This is a genomic window from Bifidobacterium sp. wkB344, assembly GCF_003688305.1.
In the GTDB taxonomy this organism is placed as follows: domain Bacteria; phylum Actinomycetota; class Actinomycetes; order Actinomycetales; family Bifidobacteriaceae; genus Bombiscardovia; species Bombiscardovia mizhiensis.
Map to the genome: position 1 here is coordinate 20,354 of NZ_NPOQ01000013.1, position 21,308 is coordinate 41,661.

Here is a 21,308-nt window from a genome sequence, read left to right on the forward strand (position 1 = left end):
ATCTGAATGCAGCCGCTTATAATCGCAGTGCTGCATCCTTGGTAAAGCCGAAATAGGTATTCATGGCTCGGGCTGTGGGAGTGTCATTGCGGCGCATCAGTGCAAGCGGAGCCCCTTCAAACAGCACCTTGCCGCCCGCGCTCCCGGCTCCTGGGCCCATATCGATCACCCAGTCGGCCTGACCAATGAAGCGCAGGTTATGTTCTATGGCGATAATAGTGAGGCTTTTGTTGGCGATGAGTTTACGTAGGAGCGCAAGCTGCTGCAGGATATTGGATTCGTGCAGGCCACTGGTGGGCTCATCCAAAATCAGGGTCTCATGAATTCCGTCCTTGAGCAGCTTAGCCAGCTTGAGACGTTGCAGCTCACCGCCCGAGAGCGTATCGAGGGCCTGCCCAACGGATAGGTACGACAGCCCGACGTCTTCTAGGACCTGCATGGCTGGCCCCAGCACCTCGCGATATTGGCGCATAGCCTCGTCGGCAGTCAGTTTCAGCACCTGAGCGATGCTGAGACCGCGATATCTGGCAGACAGAGCCTGCGTTGAATACCTGGTTCCGTGGCAGCTTTCGCAGACAGTGCTGGTGTCGCCCATGTAGGCAATATCCAGAGTGACGACCCCCTTGCCCTTGCAGACTGGACAGGCTCCCGCAGCATTGAATGAGAAGAGTGAAGGGGATTCGCCGGTAGCCTTGGCGAAGGCCTTGCGCAGCGGGTCGAAGACGCCCAAGTAGGTCAACAGGTTGGAGCGTCCGCTGGCCTTGATTGGCTTCTGATCCAGGAGTATGGCATCATGCTGTGCCATGAAGCCTTCCCGGATCAGTGTGCTCTTACCCGAGCCGGCCACTCCGGTCACCACAGTCAGCATATGCCGGGGTATTTTGGCGTGGGCTTCTCTGACGTTGTGGGCAGTGACTTTGCCTATTGCATAGAAGCCTTGCGAAGGCGCCGCCGGTTCGTTCACTGTGCCTGGATCTGACAGGGATCTGCCAGTGGCTGTGCCGCTTGCCAACAGAGACTGATAGCTCCCCTCGAAGACGATCTGTCCCCCTTGCCTGCCTGCTCCTGGCCCCATGTCGACGATATGGTCAGCAATGGCGATGAGCTGGGGGTCATGATCCACGATCACTACCGTATTGCCCTTGTCCCGTAAGCCCTTGAAGATTTTCCTGATCCCGGTCAGGTCATGGGGATGCAAGCCAACGCTTGGCTCGTCGAAGATGTAGAGAATGTCATTTAAGGGGCTATTCAGGCAGTTGGCGATTTTCAGACGCTGCGCCTCTCCACCGGAAAGCGTAGAGGTGCCACGCTCCAGACTCAAGTAGCCCAGACCAACCGTTATCAGGTTGGCTATCTTTCGCCTTAGGTCCTGCAGAATGATCTTAGCCTGATTGTTATGAATCTTCCCGAGCCAGTCCTTGAGGTCAGCCACGCTCATGGCGGAGCAGTCAGCTATGTTCAGTCCACCGATCCTGGCTGAGCGCACCTTGGCGTTGACCCGAGCCCCTTGACAGTCGGGGCATTGGGCGATTTGTGTAACCTCCTCCAGCTCATGCTGGTATTTGTCGTTGCTCTGGTTGATGAAGGTCTTGGTGATTCTGGGCACCAATCCCTCATACATGGCCGTTTTATGCCACTTGGGGCCAGGGTTTGCCGGTTTTTGCCTCTTGCCGTGGAGCAGGAAGTCGAGGTCATCTCTGGTCCACTCCCGTAGGGGCAGATCGTTGTCAAAATAGCCTGAATCCGTATACCTGGTCAGTCTCCAGCCGCCCGGCTGGAAGGTGGGAAAGTTGATAGCTCCCTGGTTCAGTGAGAGATCCATGTTCAGCAGGCGATCAAGCACTAGACTGCGTACAGTTCCCAGACCCTGGCAGGTTGGGCACATTCCCGCAGGATTGTTGAAGGAATACGTCATGGAGTACCCGATGAAAGGCCGGGCCATACGGGAGAACAGCAGGCGCAGGGCGGTATAGATATCGGTGTAGGTGCCCACGGTGGAGCGGGCATTGCCCGAGAGCTGCTTCTGGGTTACGACAATGGAGAAGGGCAGGTTGTCGATGCGGGCGACTTCCGCAGGCTCATACTTGGGTAGGAGCTGTTGAATGTAGGAGCTATAGCTGCGGTTGATCATGCGCTGTGACTCGGCTGCCAACGTGGAAAATACCAGAGACGACTTTCCTGAACCCGACAGACCGGTGACCACGGTGATGGCCCGCTTTGGTATGGCCAGCGAGACCTGCTTGAGGTTGTGTGTGGAGGCCCGATCAATAAGAATGCACTCGGTCTTCATCGGTCGACTCGCTCCTGGCGCAGCTTGGTGATAAGCCTGTTGGCAAGAGCCGTGAACTCTTCCTGCTCGTCTTCGGACCAGACCTGTCGGGCATCCTCCTCAAGGGTCTTATGTTGTTGATCGATGGTGTTGAGCATGTCCCGGCCATCCTGGGTCAGACTGGTCTTCAGCTCTCGCCGGTCGTGGGCGTCAGGCACCTGCCTGATGTATCCGAGATCGCGCAGCGTGCTGAGGTTCTTGGAGACCTTGGATCGGGTTATGCCGAGTAGCTGACCAATCTGTGAGGGCATGAACGCTCCGGTGCGTAGAACAGTCAGGATGTCGAACTGCTGCCAGGTGATATTTCCCGGGTTGACCCTGTTGCGCTCTGCCACGAATTCGCACTGCAGATACATAAGAGCGTTATAAAGAGGGGACGGCTCATTTGATTTCATAATAGAAACTATATCATATTGGAAACCATATTAAGTAGGGCGCTGTGTACTTTTTAGGTAGCTTTAGACGTGCTCCGATTTCTGTCATGTCTGGCTGTATTGGACCGGTGAAGCCTGGCAGGGGGAGGGGGATAGGTCCATTGAGCTCTCAAATGTGGAGTACCGCATATCAGGCACGATTACAGTGACCAGTTGCTATCGGAAAGGTGTGCCCACCCAATTGGTCCGTCTCCATTCATCTGCAGATTCATTCTCCATGCCTATGCGTTGGCTCGAGGAACGATCTCTTCTGTTTGTATAGCGACTTTCATGTGCCTGGCAGCCCTTTTCGGATCCAGACTGCTTCCCGGGCGCAGACCAGCAACATCCTGAATAACTCAAGCCCGAAAAGATACCGGAATCCGTCAAGCAGGGAAATGCTGAGGACGTAGAAAACGATTATTGTGCATGGCAAGGCCAGGAATTCGACAAGGAAGAGAAAAGCGTTATCCAATACGGGGCGCAGGAAGCCCTCGGTAATCGAATCAGTTATACTCTTGCAGGCGATATATCCTAAAAAGGGCAGAACGATTGCATGCACTTGCGACCATACTCTTGTGCTGATGCCCGGTTGCATCAAAGGTATGACACTTATATAGATATACGAAATGCAAACCGATATGATGCCGATCATCACATTTGCAGATCGCATAATCTGCAGTCTGCTATGGACGTACTCCGAGCCGAGCCAGGAAGAGGCGCCTATCAGCCTGGCCACCAGAATTGCCAGTGACTTCGTATATGCCTCGGTGGGAATAAGGATGATGTACACGGCATTGTTCAACAGCGCGTATGCAGTATATGCGGAGATATCGAGTCTGCCGAAGCTTGAAGAGATGATGATGGTGGATATGTTCCACAGCAATATCGAAAGGCCAAGTGGTACGCATTGCTTCGTATAGGATTGCCACGAGTATTCATAGGCATGTCCCCTGGCGGAGACCAATCTACGCATCTTATGAAAGAGCGTGAAAAGCAACATCACGACTCTTGCCATTTTTGATAGCAGCATTCCTAAAATGATGGCAAAAATGCCGAGATGCATATAGAAAAGGAAGAAGACCGAAGCCGACAGTTTAATTGCGAATTCGAAGATGTAGATAGATAATACTTTTCTCTGCTCTTTCATATTCTGAAGGGCATATTCCGCCACTGTACCCAAGGTGCTTAAGGCATATGCGACAGTGGCCCATCTGACATAGGTGGTCATCATATTTGCGGCATCCGAATTATGAATCATCACAAAAGACACGGTTTGCGATGTTATGAAGAGTCCTGAGCCAGCGATCAAAACGAGAATAGCGGTGAAGGCGAAACATCTCGATACGGCAGTGCGTATCTCTGATCTTCGACTTGCTCCTTCAAGCCTGCCGACTATAGTCCCGCAGACGTAGGCCGGACACGTTATCAAGGCTTCATACAGCCAGATGACTTGAGAGCCTGCCGAGACGGCTGACACCTCGCGTTCGCCGACAAAGCCGAGTAGGAAGGAGTCGCAATAAAACATGACGTTAAAGAGAATGCTCTGGAATAACAGGGGGACCCCAATGGCCGCATTGCGCAGGCACGTTTTGATAGTGTCACTCACGGGTCGAGTCACCGCTCCACCCCGATCTCGAACCTCATAGGGAAGCGATGGGTGATCCGCTTAAGTAAGCTCGCCTGCTGCAAAGACGCATGGGTGCTAACTTGTAACTGGTGACGGGCCTGAGCGTATCTTCGCATGCATTTGCCGTAAGTCTTCAAAGGCATGGCCCTGAACTTTCTTCGTCTCGCCCTTGCTCGTAGCGTCTGGTCGCCTCCGGACATCCCTGTCTTGCGCGGCACTTAGGCGATGAGGCCCCGTATGGCGATAAGACCGCTTAGCTCACTATATTAAACGACCTGCAAAGACCAAACAAAGTGGGAGAGAGCGGGATCGACAGCGCAACGCATGGCAATGCCGATATTCTGCATACAAAAAGAGTCTTGGGCCATTGTCCAAGACTCTACTGGCGGAGGATACGAGATTCGAACTCGTGAGGGCGTGAACCCAACACGCTTTCCAAGCGTGCGCCATAGACCACTAGGCGAATCCTCCAAGGCTGCAATGAATGGGGCCGTAGCCTACGTGACCCTGATCAAGGCAACTAGGAAATAATAACACAGGGCGGGGATTGCAGACCAGTCCAGACGTGTCGCCAGCAGTTCCCGCCCTGTTCTTGTATTACTTGATCTGATCCATGGAAAGGCCAAGAGCCTCAGCCACGCGCTGGCCGTAGTCGGGGTCGGCCTGGTAGAACTGCCTGGTCTCGAGAACCTGGATCTCCTGGTCATCGACAGAGCCCAGATTGTTCTTGATGGTCTGGATCAGGCGGTTCTTCTCTTCCGGGCTCATCAGCCTGTAGAGACGGCCGGCTGCGGAGTAGTAGTCCTCGTCATAGGGGCGGGAGTACTCGGTTTCCCCTTGGACGGCATCGCCGTGCATACGGGCATCGTTGTCCTCCACAGGACCACCCTTGCTATTGGGCTCGTAGTTGACCGATCCATCCTGCCCCTGGGACATGAACCCATCGCGCTCGTAGTTGTGGACCTCATTGACCGGGCGGTTGATGGGCAGCTGCTCGTAGTTGGCGCCCAGGCGATAACGCTCTGCGTCCTTGTATCCGAACAGGCGGCCCTGCAGCAGCTTATCGGGCGAAGGCTCGATGCCGGGGACGAAGTTGGCGGGGGAGAAGGCCGCCTCTTCCACATCATCGAAATAGTTGGTCGGGTTGGTGTCCAGCACGAACTCGCCTATCTCAATGCGCGGATAGTCCTTCTTGGAGACGACCTTGGTCACGTCGAAGATATCGTCCTTGTAGTCCATGCCCTCCTGGTAGGGCAGGATCTGCACGCAGACCTTCCACTTGGGGTAGTCGCCCCGGTCAATGGCATCGTAGAGATCATGCAGGAGGAAGTCCGTGTCCTCGGAGGCGACCTTGGCGGCGGTCTCGTCGGTCATGTTCTTCACGCCCTGCTCGCTCAGGAAGTGGTACTTGACCCAGAACTGCTCGCCTTTCGCGTTGACCCACTTGAAGGTGTGGCTTCCGTAGCCGTTCATATTCCGGTAGCTGGCAGGGTTGCCCCTGTCGCCCATCAGATAAGTCACCTGGTGTACCGACTCGGGGGAGTGCGACCAGAAGTCCCACTGCATCTCCTGGCTGCGCAGGTGGGTGGCCGGGTCACGCTTCTGCGAGTGGATGAAGTCGGGGAACTTCAGGGGGTCATTGACGAAGAAAATGGGGGTGTTGTTGCCCACTACGTCGTAGTTGCCCTCCTGAGTGTAGAAGCGCAGGGCGAAACCGCGCACGTCGCGCAGGGTGTCGGGATAGCCGGATTCGCCGGCCACCTGGGAGAAGCGCAGCAGGATGGGTGTGGTCTTGCCTGCACCGTTGAATACGTCGGCCTTGGTGTAGGCGCTCATGTCCTTGGTCAAGGTGAAGGTTCCCTTGGCTCCGGCACCCTTGGCGTGGACTACACGCTCTGGTATGCGCTCGCGGTTGAAGTGGGCCAGCTTTTCGAGGAGCTGGTAGTCCTGCATGAGGATAGGTCCGCGGGTGCCTGCCGTCTGGCTATGGTTGTTATCTGCCCAAGGCTGCCCTTCGTTGGTAGTGAGTTTGTCGTTCATGTCTGCTCGATTCCTCTCACATCTTTGATTTTTGCGATTGACGGTCCTAAGCTGGCCAGGTCTGCGACCCAGCTCCTGGTTAACCACTCGATCGCTGATAGCAGAACTCTTGATAAAATCCTGCTATTCTCCACCGTATCTGACAGGGGATGAAGTTGGTGGATATGCGCGCTAAGCGAGAGTCAGATATGTCACTAATCGAGCAAGACGTTGATGACATCGTAGACAGCATTGCAAGAAAGCCGCCGCCACTGCCTCATTCATTGGGCAAGTGGCGGCGGCTCCCATTAGAGCACTGGTGCTCAGAGCATCTGTATCAGTTCGCCCACATCCTGGATGACCAGCTGAAGGTTGAGCCCGGTCAGGACAGCTACGACAATCCAGGCCAGGAAGGCCATCCATCGAGGGTTGGCGTACTTGCCCATGATCTTCTTGGAGGAGGTGAACCAGACCAGGGGAATCATGGATATGGGCAGGGCCACGCACAGGAAGACCTGGGAGTAGACCAGCAGGCTATCCAGAGCGGACTCCTTGCCGCCGAAGGCGATGGTGCAGATCAGCACAGGGATGATGGAGATCACACGGGTGACCAGTCTGCGCAGCCAGAGGGGGATCCTCATGCGGATGAAGCCCTCCATGACGATCTGTCCGGTCAGGGTGCCGGTGATGGTCGAGTTCTGACCGGAGGCCAGCAGGGCTACGGCGAAGAGGGTGGAGAGCAGTCCGGAGGCGACCGGGCCGGCGATGGTCTTGTCGCCGAGAGCGTTGTAGAGGGCGGTGAAGGTGTCCAGCCCTTCGCCGTGTCCGAAGAACATGGCCGCACCCAGCACCAGCAGCAGGCAGTTGACCACGAAGGCGGCGGACAGCTGGATGTTGGAATCCCAGGTGGCGAAGCGGACCGCGTTGGCAACCTGGCGGTCGTCGCTCCGGTCGAAGTCGCGGGTCTGGACGATGGATGAGTGCAGGTAGAGGTTGTGAGGCATGACCGTGGCGCCCACGATGCCCAGAGCCATGGTCAGCTGGCCGTTGCCCAAGATGGCCTTGTCGGGGATGAAGCCGCGGAAGACCGCAGGTACATCCGGCCTGGCCAGGAAGACCTCGTAGAGAAAGACCGCCATGATGACCAGGATCAGCGTGGCTACGATGGCCTCAATGCGTCGGAAGCCGATCTTGGTCAGCAGCAGAAGGATGAGCACATCCAGGACGGTCAGCGTCACCCCTAGGATCAATGGAATGCCGAAGAGCAGCTTCAGGGCGATGGCCCCGCCGATCACCTCGGCGATGTCGGTGGCCATCACAGCCAGTTCCGTGCAGATCCAGAGGGCGAAGCTGAGCCGACGGCTGGTGTGCTGGCGGGTGGCCTGGGCCAGGTCCAGACCAGTCACGATTCCCAGTTTGGCCGACATGTACTGCAGCATCATGGCGATCAGGCTGGAGATGAGGATGACACTCATGAGCAGGTAGCCATACTGGGCGCCGCCGCCGATGGAGGTGATCCAGTTGCCAGGATCCATGTAGCCGACTGCCACCAAGGCGCCCGGGCCGGAGAAGGCTGCCAGGTTCTTCCAGAAGGAGGAGGTCGAGTTGGGTACGGAGACCGTGGCATTGATCTCCTCCAGGGAGCGTCCGTTGGCCGTCTCGATGATGGTATGGGATTGGTGCTGCCGACTGGACGGCGGGGTCCTGACTTCGGATCCGGCTGGACTGGCGGACCCTGAGGCGGGTCGGGTCTGAGTGTTCGGCATGTCACCTTCCTTGATTATGGACCGTAGCGGTCGTGTGGCTGTCTATAGACTTCGACCCTTCGAAGTCTAATGGCGCTTGATGAAGAATACCAGAGGTGATCTGTGACAATGTCGAAATATGCCCGGAGGGCTGCTCGCGGGTCTTGCTGTGGAGCTGTGCTATAGACTGTGGAACATGGGAATTGCCGAATTGTCTTCCAGCGCCCAGGATTATCTCAAGGTCATCTGGGATCTTCAGGAATGGGACAAGGGCCCTGTACAGCCCACTGCGGTGGCCGAAAGGACGGGCATGAAGCAGTCGACGGTTTCGGGCGCGCTGGGCCGTCTGGTCGATGCTGGTCTGGTCACTCACAGGCCTTACGGTAAGGTGGAACTGACTGAGACCGGTCGTCGCTATGCGGTCACCATGGTCCGACGTCACAGGCTGCTGGAGACCTTCCTAGTGCAGGTCCTCGGCTACGGCTGGGATGAGGTGCATGAGGAAGCGGACAGCCTTGAGCACGCTGTCTCCGACAAGATGGTGGACCGCATCGACGAATATCTCGGACACCCTACTGCGGATCCACATGGGGATGCCATACCATCGGCTGACGGAGATCTGCCCGATATACCGGCTACCAGTCTTCTATCCGAGGTGCCGATAGGCTCAAAGGTCTGCATTCAACGAGTCAGCGACGAGGATTCGGACATCCTTAGGTATCTAGTTCGTCTCGGCCTAGTGCCTGGGAGTATTCTGCGTGTGGAAAGCAGAGGAAACAAGGATGGGATTGCGAAGTTTCAGGTGAGTATTCTTGCGCCTGCTGCTGCAGCGTCTTCTCCCACGGAATTGGGTAGTAATCCGGCGGCGAACTTGGAAGCACAGAATGAGGATGCGTGGGATGTTGTCGATGTGGACTTAAAAGCCGCTGATCTGATTCAGGTCAGTATGGCATGATGGTGATGGCTCTAGTCAGATGCCAAGAATCTGTGCGGGTCAAGTCCATTGCCAAGGAACAGCCAGTCGGGCAGATTCCGGCGTAATCCTTAAGGGTGCAGGTATGGATGCGGATATGAGAAAAAATCGCGAACTGGGCCAAGGAAAAGTGGTTGGCTCATCTGCCTTGGTAACATGCCCGCTGGCACGTGATCAAGGCAGTTGCAGATCGGCAGATTCAGGTTCCTCTTCGGTTTCTCGGCTGCGTAGACATGCCCATATCTATGCGGGACTGTTCGGAATTCTGATCGCCTTGACATTGGTGCTGGTTTGGTACTCTCGCACTGGAGATATTTGGTCGTCTCCGATTCAGGAAATCGATGCCCCTTCTCATTATTATTTCATTCGTAAGCTGCTTAGGAATGGTCTATCGGTTGCGCTGACTCTGAATCCCAATGACTCGTTTTATCCGCCTTTGTTTCACCTTCTGGTTTACGGGATCATGCGGTTGTGCGCATTATTTGGCATCGACATCACTATATTTGCTGGTGTCAATCTGATTTGGATTGCTTATGCCGGTTTGATTTTTCCTATGGGCATGCTGCTTTGGACTTCGTATTTCCTGGACGGGCTGTGCACTTGGCAATGTTGTCTGCTTTCTGCCGCTGTGCCCATATTGTCGGTCATCTCAGCGGCTTTTCCATATTGGACTCTGAGTGCTGGTCCCCTCCTTGCCTATGGTCTGGGGACTGCTTTGCTGCCTTTCGCGCTTTATGCCGGTTTACGACTGATGGATGCTGTGACTGCTGAACGTGCAGATGGCTCTCGTCATATATTGCAGTGGGCGATCGTCAACATCCTTTTTGGATTGCTCATCATACTGGCTCATCCACGGGTTGCCTTCACCTACCTAGTACTGATAGGGTTTTTCGTTCTCTTCAGATTGCCCTGGCGTTGGATTCTCGCGGCTCTGGGAGGTCTGGGAGTCGCAGTTCTGCTTTTTGCCTTGTATGTGATGCGCCGTGATCATGGGAAGGACTTCCTGCATCCGTCCAATTGGTTTCACACTTATCAGCCTACGCGTAGCCTGTCTGAAGCCTTCCGGATTGTCATTACTGATTTTCTGCCTGGTATTTCCGGCCTGGCAATGGCTGTCTGCCTGGTGCTTTCCATTGTGTCTGCACTGGCTCTGAGCGGCAGACGGTTCAAGGATGGTTTGGCACTTGTTCTCTCATATGTACTGATAGGGGTGATTTTCGTATGTGCGGCTGCGGTAAAGGGGCCACTGGCTAATGTGCTTACCGCTGCTTGGTACCGAGGAGAGACTCGGCCATTAACAATGATCCCGCTTGGCGTTGTGCCTCTGTTGGTTTTCGGTATGCGATGCCTATTCCAATACAGACCGGACACAAATAAGAGGTCTTTCGTGTCGACTCTCTATAGAGAGTCCGGCTCGAATTTTGTAGTAGTTCTTCTCTTGGTCTGTTTGACAGCTACGGCCTGCTTCTTTAACCCTACTCGGGAGGCGGTAGCATCAAGCGTGGCTCGAAACACGGGTTTTACTAAGACTGACCAGTCGGAGCAGCTTACCGATCGGAAACGTCAAGTGCTTTCTCAAGTCAACCAACTGGTGGGGCCGCATTCCACCGTGATTGCTGATCCGCTCAACGGATCCATGTATGGGATGACACTGTATGGCATGGACATGCTGTACCCGGTATATAACCCCATGGACACCAAGAATGGCAAGGTCTTTGGTCAGGTTGAACACGCGTTCGCTTCCAGGGATCCCGAGCTCATGTTGAGCACGACTTGTCCGGTTACTACCAGCTATGACAAAGGGGCCGAAAACGGGACTGCAACTCCAACAAACAAATACTTACTCGCGATGGGTGATCAGGCAGCTGACCTGCAAATGTTCACTTATAAAGCACAGTATTATCCATTCCATAATCAAGCACTTGTCGATAGCTACATAAAATCGGGGGCTCTTCAGAAGGTCAAAGACTTCGGACCATCCTCCGAAGGTAGTCAGCCTTGGGCGCTTTACCGTTTATCGTGCAGCTAACAAATACTAATACCAAGCGATGTGCGTTCACTGATGAAGGCGATGAGTGCGCAAGATAGCTGTTGTTTATTCCGGGATATGTCTGGATCAACAATTGGGCTTCTGAGAAAAAGACAGCAATACTAGTTAGTGCCACTTCGATAATGTACAATGTCCATTTATGTTGTCAGTTAATAAAAGTGCAGGATATGCTACGTCATAATCAGTTAATTCACGAACAAGGTCGTTAGCAGATGTCGGCAAGTGTATTTTATCATTCCGTATACTTTTCGAGAGTAGGCGAAGTAGGGATGAATTGTTGACCGGGCAAAAGCCATGTAACGTTTCCGGTCGGTCAGGCTGAGACAGTGCTTCATCCCTGTAAAGGATAGACTATGATAGTTAAAGTAAAGTTGCCTTGTTTTTGTGCTGTTATTAGCAGCTTCCCTTGCAGGGCGAAGAGAAGATGCGAAGGAGTAACAAGCGATGCTTTACGGTTTGACAATATCTCTGGTCATGCCATGCCGTAATGAGGCAAAGCACCTGGCCCGGATGGTCGCCGCTATTCCCGATTTCTACGACGAGATAATCTGCGTCAGCAATAAATCCACTGATAATACGGTTGCAATAGGTCGGCAGCTTGAAAGCTTGTATCCACGTTTCCATTTGATTGTTGATGATCGTGTAGTCTCTGGAATCGGTTACGGGTTTGCTCATATGACTGGAATCAGCAGGGCCAAGAGTTCGATTATCGTGTGTGCAGATTCCGACGGCACTTATCCTATCGAAGATCTTCCGCGTATCTTAGGTATTATGAAAGACCGTAGTCTGGTCTTTGCCTCTTGCTCACGGTATCCAGATAAAAACATTCCTTTCACCCTGCAGCTGGGGGTGAAAGTCCTGAACCTTGAAATTTTCTTTCTTTATGCAATCATCATTCATGACTCTCTGTCTGGGATGTGGGTATTCGAACGTAGTGCTGTCCCTTTCCTGCATTTGACGGAGGGCGACTGGAACCTTTCTCCCCAGATCAAACTTAATGCTCATAAATATCTGGGCGATCGTTCCGGTGAAATCAAAGTTACTCAGCGAACTAGGCTTGGAGAGACGAAACAATCATACGTAAAAACCGGGCTGGGTCATCTGAAATGGATCTTCAAAAACCGCTTTACTCAGCGTGAAAGTATCCAATCTGCCGATTAAAACTGTAATGTAACTACTCATATCTACATCAAAATTATAGGACACAATCTTCTACTTCTACGAAGCAGGACACCTTGGGTTATTATTTTAGATCGCCTCAGTATTGTGACTTTTCTTCCTAGTTTCCTCTCCTGTATCCTTTATTTCCGGCGGCTGTGACTTAGTGGATTCTGCTTCGGATTCTTTTGTTACGCTAATGTCTTCTCCAGAGGCATGGAAGACTATGCTGACCAGGAGGGGAAGGAAAGGTTCAAAGTACCTGAACTGAATTCCCTTGATGTAATCACCAATCCTCATCAGCGGCAGTGTATTCCAAGTGAGCATCATTGATGCATAGACCATATAGATAAGGATGAGGAAAACCAAAGCCGAGGTGATCTGGTATCGATAAAGACTTATAAATTCTCGGGCCGAAGTAACTTTGTATTGGGGTCGGGGGGAGTTGCGGATGAGCAATACCAAGGCCAGCCCAATTATGACTACCAGGAGGATTGAGGGAGCACCTAGTCTCAGCAGCTGCATGGATTCTCTCATGAAGTTCCACGCCACAGCTATGAACATCCTGAATGGGTGGCGAAGCATGAAGACTAAATTCTGAGAGACGGAAGCTTCAGCCCAAACCGTTGAGTACAAGGAAGACCAGGTACCATACACTGCTAGAATTATGAGGGAGGAGAAACCCAAATAAAGAGCCTTCCGTTTGGCCGAGAGAATCCGTCGAGGTAGGACGAGAATCAATATAGCCAGACTTGCATAGACTGTTTTGCACATAAACAAGAGCACTGTCAGCGCCGACATGGCTATCATCTCCTTCCTCGTGGCTGGCTGGTTACGTGTGGTAACAGCCATGAAGAGGGCGATGAATACAGCGCAGAGGCTGATGAAAAGAGAATCTGCCATGAGGCTTGATGCGATGAACATGCCATGTGGCAGAGCACCAATGATAGCTAAGAATATTTTTCCCCTCGGGACTATAGTAATGGCCAGGCAGAACAGGATGATGTAAACCAACAGGTTGCTCAACCTACCTAATTGCCAAGTCCGGTAAGGGGGTTGATGCGTATGCAAGCCTACCCAGATGCCCATGGCCTGCGGCAGAAATATCGCAGGGAAATATTGATTGGAGCGGTTCGCGAGCTTAAGGGAATCCGTGGTGATTTCCTTGCTTGGTGCTGAGTTATTAACAGTTTTTTGAGCCTCGATTGTGGGATCATAGTCCGATGTCTGATTTAGAAGAGTCACTACTAATGCACTCTGGCATCCTTGAAGGTTCAGAAAACGGGAATCGCCGTGGAGCTGCTGGATTCTGATCGTATTACCATAGTTATCTATCTGTAAATCGGGTTTGTTGAGAATCTGTCCCGTGGCAGCGGCATACGAGGCATAGGCATGAATATTTGGGTCGGGAAAGGACAGCGCACCCATTGTCGTGATGTAGAAGCTGCCTTGGAGCAGGGCGAATACAAGAAAGAACAGGATGGCCCCCATACTTTTTTTTAGGGCTCTTATTGGTTGCTTTCCCACGTTTGGACTCCTGCCGATAGATATGTTAGAAGATAATGCGTATGAGCTGATGCTGGACGATAAAAGTAGGCAATACCGATGCCGAGAACTATAGCTATGGCATTGGAGAAGAATTCTCTACATTGGAAGTTTCCTCAATAGAATTGATCGCTGTATGTTGAGCTTGGGCGGTTGCCGTCTTCTCGGGCGGGAAGAAGCAAATGCTAGTCATGAGAGGTAGAAGCGGGGTGAGGTACCTCCCCTGAAATCCCTGTATCGCATGGACGGTCCTCATGACAGTCATATCGTTCCAGGTGAGATCAACGAAGAGGAAGACCAGGAAAGCCGCGCAGAAGAATGCAACGAAGGAAACCCAGACGTACCGATATCGACGTATGGAAGTGGACGGAGAGTTTTGATCCTCTACCACAAACCTGTTGGATGTGAGCAGAATGATCCAAGCCGTCAGTGCGAGGAGTGTCGGGACCAAGGCGGTTGGACCAATTTTCATGAGTTTTATAGGAAATTCCATGAGATTCCAAAAAATAGTGAATATGACCTTTAAGGGGTGCTTGAACATGAAATGGGTGTTGTCGGCAATACTGGTGATTGCCGGTACATTCTGATAGAACGAACTCCACAAGCCATAAATCGGGAGTGCAATCAGGGCTGATATGCCTGTGAATGTGGCCTTGCGTTTCGTTGTCATTAGTGACATGGGCAGGGCCCATACTAACAGAGCCAGTGCTACGTACACCGTCTTAAATAAGAAAAGGCAAACGGCTAGTCCTATAAGGATTCCCATCTGACCTCGGGTTACAGGTCTATCACGGGTTGAGAGGGAGAAGAAATAGGCGATGAAGCATGTACAGATACTGATGAACATGGCATCTGCCATGAGGCTGGATGCTATGAATATGGTTGGATATAGCGAACTCAGTATGGCTATGAGATACTTCCCTTTGGGAATCATTATGATGGCCAGGCTGATTAGGAAGAGGTAGAAGGCAAAATTTGCTATTCTCCCGCATTGCCAGACGTTGTAGGGACTAAGGCCCGTGTGGAGTCCGATCCATACACCTATCCCCTGTGGCAAGTAGACCAGAGGGAAGTATTGGTTTGCACGCGAAGGAAATGTCTTGTCAGGGAGAGTGACTTGGGCAGGCGGCCTCTGATCGGCCAAGCGTTGATTACCTATGTAAGGGTCAGTGGCCATGGGGTCACCGATGATGTCCATCACTAACGCGTTGTTCATGCCCTTGTTGTGGAGGAATCGGGAGTCACCTGAAATATGCTGGCGCTTTATTGTGTTTCCGAATCCGTCCGTATGGCGCTCTGGCAAATTCATTATTTGCCCGGTTGCCATGGCATACGAGGCGTTGGCATGCATGTCACCGTCTGGCAGGGTCAGGGCTCCGACATTGGTCAGAAAGACCATGCCCTCGAATATAGAAATAATGAGGAAGAACAATACCGCAAAGGTGCTGTGACTGTTCAATCGTTTAGCTTGCAGTTTCACGCAGGCCCCCTTGCTTAGCGGCCATAGAGGCTCGTAGCTGAATACAACAGAGGTACATTAGCACACCTAAAAAAGGAAGTAGCATTATCGTATAATAGTTCGCATGGCAGATTTCTTTTCACCCAGTAACATCCTTGTGACCGGCGGCTGTGGATTTATCGGCTCCAACTTTGTTCACTATGTAGTTGATCATCATCCTGATGTGCACGTCACCGTATTGGATGCGCTTACCTATGCCGGCAACCTAAAGAATATAGAGGGGCTACCGAAAGACAGGGTCGAGTTTGTTCATGGCAATATCTGCGATGAAGAACTGTTAAATAAAATCGTACCCGACCATGATGCTATCGTGCATTATGCTGCAGAGTCCCATAACGACAACTCGATAATGAATCCCGAACCCTTTGTACAGACAAATGTTGTGGGTACTTTTAGGCTTCTCGAAGCTGCTCGCAAGTACGATGTCCGTTATCATCATGTGAGCACAGACGAAGTTTATGGCGACCTGGCCCTTGATGATCCATCTAGGTTCACAGAAGAGACACCCTATCGTCCTTCAAGCCCATATTCGTCAACGAAAGCTTCTTCGGATCTTCTGGTCCGTGCCTGGTACAGAACCTTTGGGGTTCGAATGACCATTTCCAACTGCAGCAACAACTACGGTCCTTACCAGCACGTGGAGAAGTTCATTCCCCGTCAGATCACCAATATTCTGGATGGAATTCGCCCAAAACTCTACGGCGACGGTCTCAACGTCAGGGATTGGATTCATACCGAAGACCATTCAAGTGCTGTCTGGACTATTCTGACCAAGGGTCGTCTGGGGGAGACCTACTTGATTGGAGCAGACGGGGAACGCAACAACATCAATGTTCTCCGCGACATCCTTAGGGTAATGGGCCAGCCTGAGGATGCCTTCGACAAAGTCAAGGATCGCCCGGGGCATGACCGCCGTTATGCAATTGACTCCACCAAGCTTCGTACCGAGCTTGGGTGGAAGCCTGTGCATACAGATTTTGAAAGTGGCTTAGAGCAGACAATAGATTGGTATAGGAATAACCGGGATTGGTGGGAGCCCGCTAAGGCAGCCACCGAAGAGAAATATCGTCGCAACGGACAGTGACCGTGAGGACAACGCGTCGGGATGCGAAGTTGCTTTCTGCGTTGCTCGAGCGTTATCCGCTTCCCCTAGTGATGAAAGATGATCGATCCCGTAAGAAAGTGACTAAATAGTAACCATGTCTTTTGATTTCGAAAAAGTGTTGAAGGTCACCAAGACCAACATTCCCGGGCTTTTGGTCTTTGACCTGCCAGTGCACGGAGACAACCGAGGCTGGTTCAAGGAGAACTGGCAACGGGCCAAGATGACGGAACTCGGTCTGCCTGATTTCCACCCGGTACAAAACAACATCAGCTTCAATGCCAGTCGTGGCGTTACTCGCGGTATCCATGCCGAGCCCTGGGACAAGTTCATTTCCATCGGGAGCGGTGAGATTTTCGGTGCCTGGGTAGACCTCCGCCCAGGCGAAGGGTTCGGACAGGTGTTCACCACCCGGCTGGATCCCTCCAAGGCCATCTATGTACCTAGGGGAGTGGGCAACAGTTTCCAGGCCCTGGCCGATAATACAGTCTACACCTATCTGGTCAACGCCCACTGGTCCCTGGAGCAGAAGAAGACCTATACCTTCGTCAACCTCGCTGACCCCCGGCTAGGCATTGAGTGGCCCATACCGCTTGATCAGTGCGAACTGAGTGAAGCGGATAAGAACCACCCCATGCTGGCCCAGGCCAAGCCCATGGCTCCGCGCCGAACCCTGGTGACCGGTGCTAGCGGCCAGCTGGGGCAGGCCATCCGTCAGTATGTGCAGGACCACGATCTTCAAGGGTTCGAATTCACGAACATCGAGGACTTCGATTTCTCCGATCCTGAGGCTTACGACCGGTTTGACTGGAGTCTGTACGGCACCATCATCAATGCCGGTGCCTATACTGCAGTCGATATGGCTGAAACGGACCAGGGGCGGCAGGATGCTTGGAAGTCCAACGCCGTAGGTCCGGCAATGCTGGCCAAGGTCGCGGAAGAACACAACATGACCTTGGTGCATGTCTCCAGTGATTACGTTTTCGACGGGCATCAGAAGGAACACACTGAGTCCGAGCCTTTCGCCCCTCTCGGCGTGTACGGTCAGACCAAGGCCGCGGGGGACATAGCGGTTTCGAATATATCTCGCCATTACATTCTCCGTTCCAGTTGGGTGATTGGTCAGGGGCATAATTTCGTCAAGACCATGATGGGGCTTTCCGACCGAGTGGCTAATCCTGATGACGGTCTCGACTTGGTTACCGTCGTGGACGACCAAGTTGGCAGGCTGACCTTCACCGATGATATGGCCGCAGCTATCTTCCACCTCCTGGATTCGCGGGCGCCATACGGTACCTACAACCTGACCGGCTCGGGGTCCATCGCCTCCTGGGCCGAAATTGCAAGTCGCGTCTTCGAGCAGACCAATGGCAACGGCGACAAGGTGAAACCGGTATCGACCGAGGACTACTATGCGGGAGCCACCGGCCCTATTTCCCCGCGTCCGACCAACAGTGCCCTCTCTCTGGATAAAATCAGAGCCGTCGGCTTCCATCCCGGAAATTGGGAGGGCGCCCTGGAGGATTACGTCCAATCCATTATTGACTCCCGCTGAGTGGTCAGCTTCCGACCCGACCGCTATGCGGGGGAACCGCAGAGATTTTGTCACTCATCAATTCCTGCTGGCGACCGGCAGTAAGCTATCTTAAGTTTGACACGGATGTAAAAGTCATGAGAAAGGCGTCACGTAATGAGAGGCATCATTCTTGCAGGCGGTTCGGGCACGCGGCTGTATCCGCTGACCACCGTCACTTCCAAGCAGCTGCTTCCGGTGTATGACAAGCCTATGATCTATTACCCACTGAGCGTGCTTATGATGGCAGGCATCAATGAGATACTGATCATCTCAACGCCAATGGATATCGGCAATTTCCAGCGTCTCTTGGGCGATGGGAGCCGGTATGGCATCAGCCTATCCTACAAGATCCAGCCCAGCCCGGATGGTCTGGCCCAGGCATTCATCCTGGGCGAGGATTTCATCGCTGGCGAACCTTGCGCTTTAGTGCTTGGCGACAATATTTTCTATGGGAACGGTCTTGGCCGTACTCTGCGGAATGCGGCGGGCACCCAGCATGGGGCAACGGTGTTCGGCTATTATGTGGACGATCCACAGAGGTATGGCGTAGTCGAATTCGACAAAGACAACAAGGTCGTCAGCATCGAGGAGAAGCCCGAGCATCCGGCCAGCAACTACGCGGTTACCGGACTTTACTTCTATGATGAGCGAGTCACTGAGTTTGCCAAGCAGGTCAAACCTTCCGCACGTGGCGAACTGGAAATCACCGATCTGAATCGTCTTTACCTTCAAGACGGATCCCTGCGCGTTCAGACTCTGGGGCGCGGTTATGCCTGGTTGGATACGGGGACCATGGATTCCCTCTACGAGGCAGGGGAGTTCGTTAGAACCGTTCAGAGGGCCCAGGGTCTGCCCATCGCCGTTGTGGAAGAGGTGGCTTACGAGAATGGCTGGATTACCCGTGAAGAGCTGCTAGAAGCAGGTCAAAGGTATGGCAAGTCTCCATATGGACAGCATCTGCTGGATGTTGCCAACAACAAGATCATCTTCAAGAAGCATGTGGATCAAGCCTGATGTTTCAGGAATCCGTGCCGTCAGGCGCGGGTTCCCTTGTCGGGTGCGACCAAGGAGAGGAAATTGAAGATATTAGAGATTTTCAGCAAGAAGAACTGGCTCCTGCTCAAGGCCATGGTCTCCACGGATTTCAAACTGAGATATAAGGAATCAGTCTTGGGGTACCTGTGGTCGGTTCTCAAGCCCCTTATGCTCTTTGCCATTATGTATGTCGTCTTCGTGCGCTTCATGCGGTTTGGAGCGGATGTTCCGCACTTCGCTGTAGCCCTCTTGCTTGGCATCATTCTGTGGAACCTTTTTAACGAAACAACCACTGGCGGTATGCTCTCGATTGTGGGGCATGGAGATCTGTTGCGGAAGATACACTTCTCCAAGTATGTGATAGTCGTTGCTTCGTCAATGAGCGCCTTGATCAATTTCGGCTTCAATTTTATCGTCGTCATTGTCTTCGCCCTGATCAACGGAGTCAGGCCGGCATGGTCGAATCTACTCATTCTGCCGATAGTCTTTGAGCTCTACCTGCTGGCCTTGGGGATTTCTTTCTTCCTCAGCGCGCTCTATGTCAACCTGCGCGATCTAAACCCCATCTGGGAGGTCGTGACCCAAGCCGGCTTTTATGCTACACCCATCATCTATCCAATAAGCATGATCTCTTCTAGGGCCGGTCAGTACGGACCTATTTTCGCCAAGTTGGATCTCATGCTTAACCCTATGGCCCAGATTGTACAGGATGCACGTCATGTGCTGATATCCCCTGCCAATCCGACCTTATGGGGATGGACAAGCAATTTCTTCGTCGCTTGCTGGCCTGTTGTCTTCTCCCTGCTGATCTTCCTGTTGGGCTTGAGGTTCTTTACTGTCAAATCCAAGTACTTCGCGGAGCTGGTATAAATGAAACTTTCCAATAAAACCGATAATCTGCCTGATGACGTGGCGCTTAGGGTATCCCATGTGTCAAAGGATTTTAAATTGCCTTATGAGAAGACCAACAGCCTTAAGGGCTTCGTCTTCAACACCATTCGACGACAGAATGGGTATACCATCCAGCACGTGCTCAAGGATATTTCCTTTGAGATAAAGAAAGGCGATTTCTTTGGCATTGTGGGCAAGAACGGTTCCGGTAAGTCCACGCTTCTGAAGATTATCTCCCGCATATACTCTCCCAACAGCGGCAAGGTTCAAGTCAATGGGAAACTGGTGCCTTTCATCGAGCTGGGGGTGGGTTTCAATCCTGAGCTTACGGGTAGGGAAAACGTATATCTGAACGGTGCCATGCTCGGGTTTACCAGGGAGGAGATCGACAATATGTATGATGATATCGTTGATTTCGCCGAGCTGGGTGACTTCATGGAGCAGAAGCTGAAGAACTACTCCAGTGGCATGCAGGTGCGGTTGGCTTTCTCAGTAGCCATCAAGTCGCAGGGAGACATTCTCGTCCTGGATGAGGTGCTGGCAGTGGGGGACGAGGCTTTTCAGAAGAAATGCCGGGATTATTTCTTTGAGGCCAAGCGCGAGAAGAAGACGATTATACTGGTTACCCATTCCATGGGCGATGTTAGACAGTTCTGCAATAAAGCCATGCTGATACAGGATGGCATCATTGCCAAGTTCGGCGAGCCGGACGAAGTAGCCAGTGCCTATTCCGACTACTTCCTTGAGAAGGAGCAGAAGGCAGTTCAGAAAGATAATGAGGCGGTCCGACTGGAGCAAGGTGACGGTGTTCGGATGGTAGACATACAAGTCGCAGCCGACGGGAAGAACACCCAACTTCTCGACATCAACCAGAACTTTATCATCAGGATTGCTTTCGAGTGCGATAGGAACGTTCCACATGGCGTCTTCGAGATCAATCTGGTAGACCAGCAGGGCAGGGTGGCTCTCGCTACCTCGAACCTGGTTAATTCCGACAAGGACACTTTCACGAAGGGTCGTCATGAGATCATATTCAAGATCGAGAATGTTCTGGCCTCAGGTGATTATAACGTTAACATCACTGCTGCTTCGGGAGACGACCTTCTGCTCAAGCAATCAGCGGTGTACCACTTCCAGGTTCGCAAGGCTAAGCTCTACGATCAGAGTTTGACTCACCCGAAAATCAGTGTGAAACTAACCTGATGACGGCTTCCAAACGCATGTTGGATACGCATGTTTTATCGCTAGGAGTTTCTTAGGATGTATCTGCTATTTCGGATCTGATCCCGCTCCAAGAAGGAGCGGTGACACATATTCAGAAGT

At 52.6% G+C, this 21,308-nt stretch carries 15 protein-coding genes and 1 tRNA gene; 8 read left to right on the forward strand and 8 right to left on the reverse strand.

Annotated elements, in window-relative coordinates; all coding sequences use genetic code 11:
• Positions 1-16: 16 nt before the first annotated feature.
• From CI601_RS03570 to CI601_RS03595, 6 genes are all read right to left on the reverse strand, one after another.
• Positions 17-2,290, reverse strand: a complete 2,274-nt coding sequence (locus tag CI601_RS03570) for an ATP-binding cassette domain-containing protein (RefSeq protein ID WP_121914326.1) — start codon at positions 2,288-2,290, stop codon at positions 17-19.
• The gene (locus CI601_RS03575) at positions 2,287-2,664 is read right to left on the reverse strand and encodes a MarR family winged helix-turn-helix transcriptional regulator (RefSeq protein ID WP_259465300.1); all 378 of its coding nucleotides are present in this window, start codon (positions 2,662-2,664) and stop codon (positions 2,287-2,289) included. The genes CI601_RS03570 and CI601_RS03575 overlap by 4 nt, the downstream gene beginning before the upstream one ends.
• 367 nt (positions 2,665-3,031) lie before the next feature.
• Positions 3,032-4,351: an MATE family efflux transporter gene (locus CI601_RS03580; protein WP_121914328.1), complete on the reverse strand. Its 1,320-nt coding sequence runs from the start codon at positions 4,349-4,351 to the stop codon at positions 3,032-3,034.
• 404 nt (positions 4,352-4,755) lie between these two features.
• Positions 4,756-4,843, reverse strand: a tRNA-Ser gene (locus CI601_RS03585).
• 126 nt (positions 4,844-4,969) lie between these two features.
• Positions 4,970-6,412, reverse strand: a complete 1,443-nt coding sequence (locus CI601_RS03590; protein WP_121914329.1) for a catalase — start codon at positions 6,410-6,412, stop codon at positions 4,970-4,972.
• Between the two features lie 302 nt (positions 6,413-6,714).
• Complete coding sequence (locus CI601_RS03595; protein ID WP_220702622.1) at positions 6,715-8,157, reverse strand: Nramp family divalent metal transporter; 1,443 nt, start codon at positions 8,155-8,157, stop codon at positions 6,715-6,717.
• Between the two features lie 175 nt (positions 8,158-8,332).
• On the opposite strand from CI601_RS03595, the gene CI601_RS03600 reads away from it, so the two are divergent.
• From CI601_RS03600 to CI601_RS03610, 3 genes are all read left to right on the forward strand, one after another.
• Positions 8,333-9,091: a metal-dependent transcriptional regulator gene (locus CI601_RS03600; protein ID WP_121914483.1), complete on the forward strand. Its 759-nt coding sequence runs from the start codon at positions 8,333-8,335 to the stop codon at positions 9,089-9,091.
• 103 nt (positions 9,092-9,194) lie between these two features.
• A complete protein-coding gene (locus tag CI601_RS03605) occupies positions 9,195-11,138 on the forward strand; it encodes a DUF6541 family protein (protein ID WP_147437935.1) in 1,944 nt (647 codons plus the stop codon).
• A 465-nt stretch (positions 11,139-11,603) separates the two neighbouring features.
• Entirely contained in the window at positions 11,604-12,320 is a 717-nt protein-coding gene (locus CI601_RS03610; protein WP_121914331.1) for a glycosyltransferase family 2 protein, read from the forward strand.
• Positions 12,321-12,407: 87 nt separating this feature from the next.
• Here the strand turns inward: CI601_RS03610 and CI601_RS03615 are convergent, their stop codons facing one another.
• Positions 12,408-13,844 carry a DUF2142 domain-containing protein gene (locus tag CI601_RS03615; protein ID WP_147437936.1) on the reverse strand — a complete coding sequence of 479 codons (1,437 nt, stop codon included), beginning with the start codon at positions 13,842-13,844 and terminating at the stop codon, positions 12,408-12,410.
• 94 nt (positions 13,845-13,938) lie between these two features.
• On the reverse strand, positions 13,939-15,342 hold the full coding sequence (locus CI601_RS03620) for a DUF2142 domain-containing protein (protein WP_121914333.1): 1,404 nt from the start codon (positions 15,340-15,342) through the stop codon (positions 13,939-13,941).
• A 103-nt stretch (positions 15,343-15,445) separates the two neighbouring features.
• Between CI601_RS03620 and rfbB the strand changes: the two genes are divergently transcribed.
• From rfbB to CI601_RS03645, 5 genes are all read left to right on the forward strand, one after another.
• Entirely contained in the window at positions 15,446-16,465 is a 1,020-nt protein-coding gene (gene rfbB, locus CI601_RS03625; protein WP_045923906.1) for a dTDP-glucose 4,6-dehydratase, read from the forward strand.
• Positions 16,466-16,580: 115 nt separating this feature from the next.
• The gene (locus CI601_RS03630) at positions 16,581-18,038 is read left to right on the forward strand and encodes a bifunctional dTDP-4-dehydrorhamnose 3,5-epimerase family protein/NAD(P)-dependent oxidoreductase (protein WP_121914334.1); all 1,458 of its coding nucleotides are present in this window, start codon (positions 16,581-16,583) and stop codon (positions 18,036-18,038) included.
• A 135-nt stretch (positions 18,039-18,173) separates the two neighbouring features.
• Positions 18,174-19,073, forward strand: coding sequence for a glucose-1-phosphate thymidylyltransferase RfbA (rfbA, locus tag CI601_RS03635; protein ID WP_121914335.1), 900 nt, complete (start codon positions 18,174-18,176; stop codon positions 19,071-19,073).
• A gap of 63 nt (positions 19,074-19,136) precedes the next feature.
• The gene (locus tag CI601_RS03640) at positions 19,137-19,964 is read left to right on the forward strand and encodes an ABC transporter permease (RefSeq protein ID WP_121914336.1); all 828 of its coding nucleotides are present in this window, start codon (positions 19,137-19,139) and stop codon (positions 19,962-19,964) included.
• Entirely contained in the window at positions 19,965-21,188 is a 1,224-nt protein-coding gene (locus CI601_RS03645; protein ID WP_121914337.1) for an ABC transporter ATP-binding protein, read from the forward strand. It abuts the gene before it with no gap.
• Positions 21,189-21,308 lie beyond the last annotated feature (120 nt).

Excerpts from the sequence above, each read along its gene's own strand:
- CI601_RS03610 (WP_121914331.1), top strand. The coding sequence starts at position 11,604 with ATGCTTTACGGTTTGACAATATCTCTGGTCATGCCATGCCGTAATGAG.
- CI601_RS03605 (WP_147437935.1), top strand. The coding sequence starts at position 9,195 with ATGGATGCGGATATGAGAAAAAATCGCGAACTGGGCCAAGGAAAAGTG.
- rfbA (WP_121914335.1), top strand. The coding sequence starts at position 18,174 with ATGAGAGGCATCATTCTTGCAGGCGGTTCGGGCACGCGGCTGTATCCG.
- rfbB (WP_045923906.1), top strand. The coding sequence starts at position 15,446 with ATGGCAGATTTCTTTTCACCCAGTAACATCCTTGTGACCGGCGGCTGT.
- CI601_RS03600 (WP_121914483.1), top strand. The coding sequence starts at position 8,333 with ATGGGAATTGCCGAATTGTCTTCCAGCGCCCAGGATTATCTCAAGGTC.
- CI601_RS03570 (WP_121914326.1), bottom strand. The coding sequence starts at position 2,290 with ATGAAGACCGAGTGCATTCTTATTGATCGGGCCTCCACACACAACCTC.
- CI601_RS03645 (WP_121914337.1), top strand. The coding sequence starts at position 19,965 with ATGAAACTTTCCAATAAAACCGATAATCTGCCTGATGACGTGGCGCTT.
- CI601_RS03595 (WP_220702622.1), bottom strand. The coding sequence starts at position 8,157 with ATGCCGAACACTCAGACCCGACCCGCCTCAGGGTCCGCCAGTCCAGCC.
- CI601_RS03630 (WP_121914334.1), top strand. The coding sequence starts at position 16,581 with ATGTCTTTTGATTTCGAAAAAGTGTTGAAGGTCACCAAGACCAACATT.
- CI601_RS03590 (WP_121914329.1), bottom strand. The coding sequence starts at position 6,412 with ATGAACGACAAACTCACTACCAACGAAGGGCAGCCTTGGGCAGATAAC.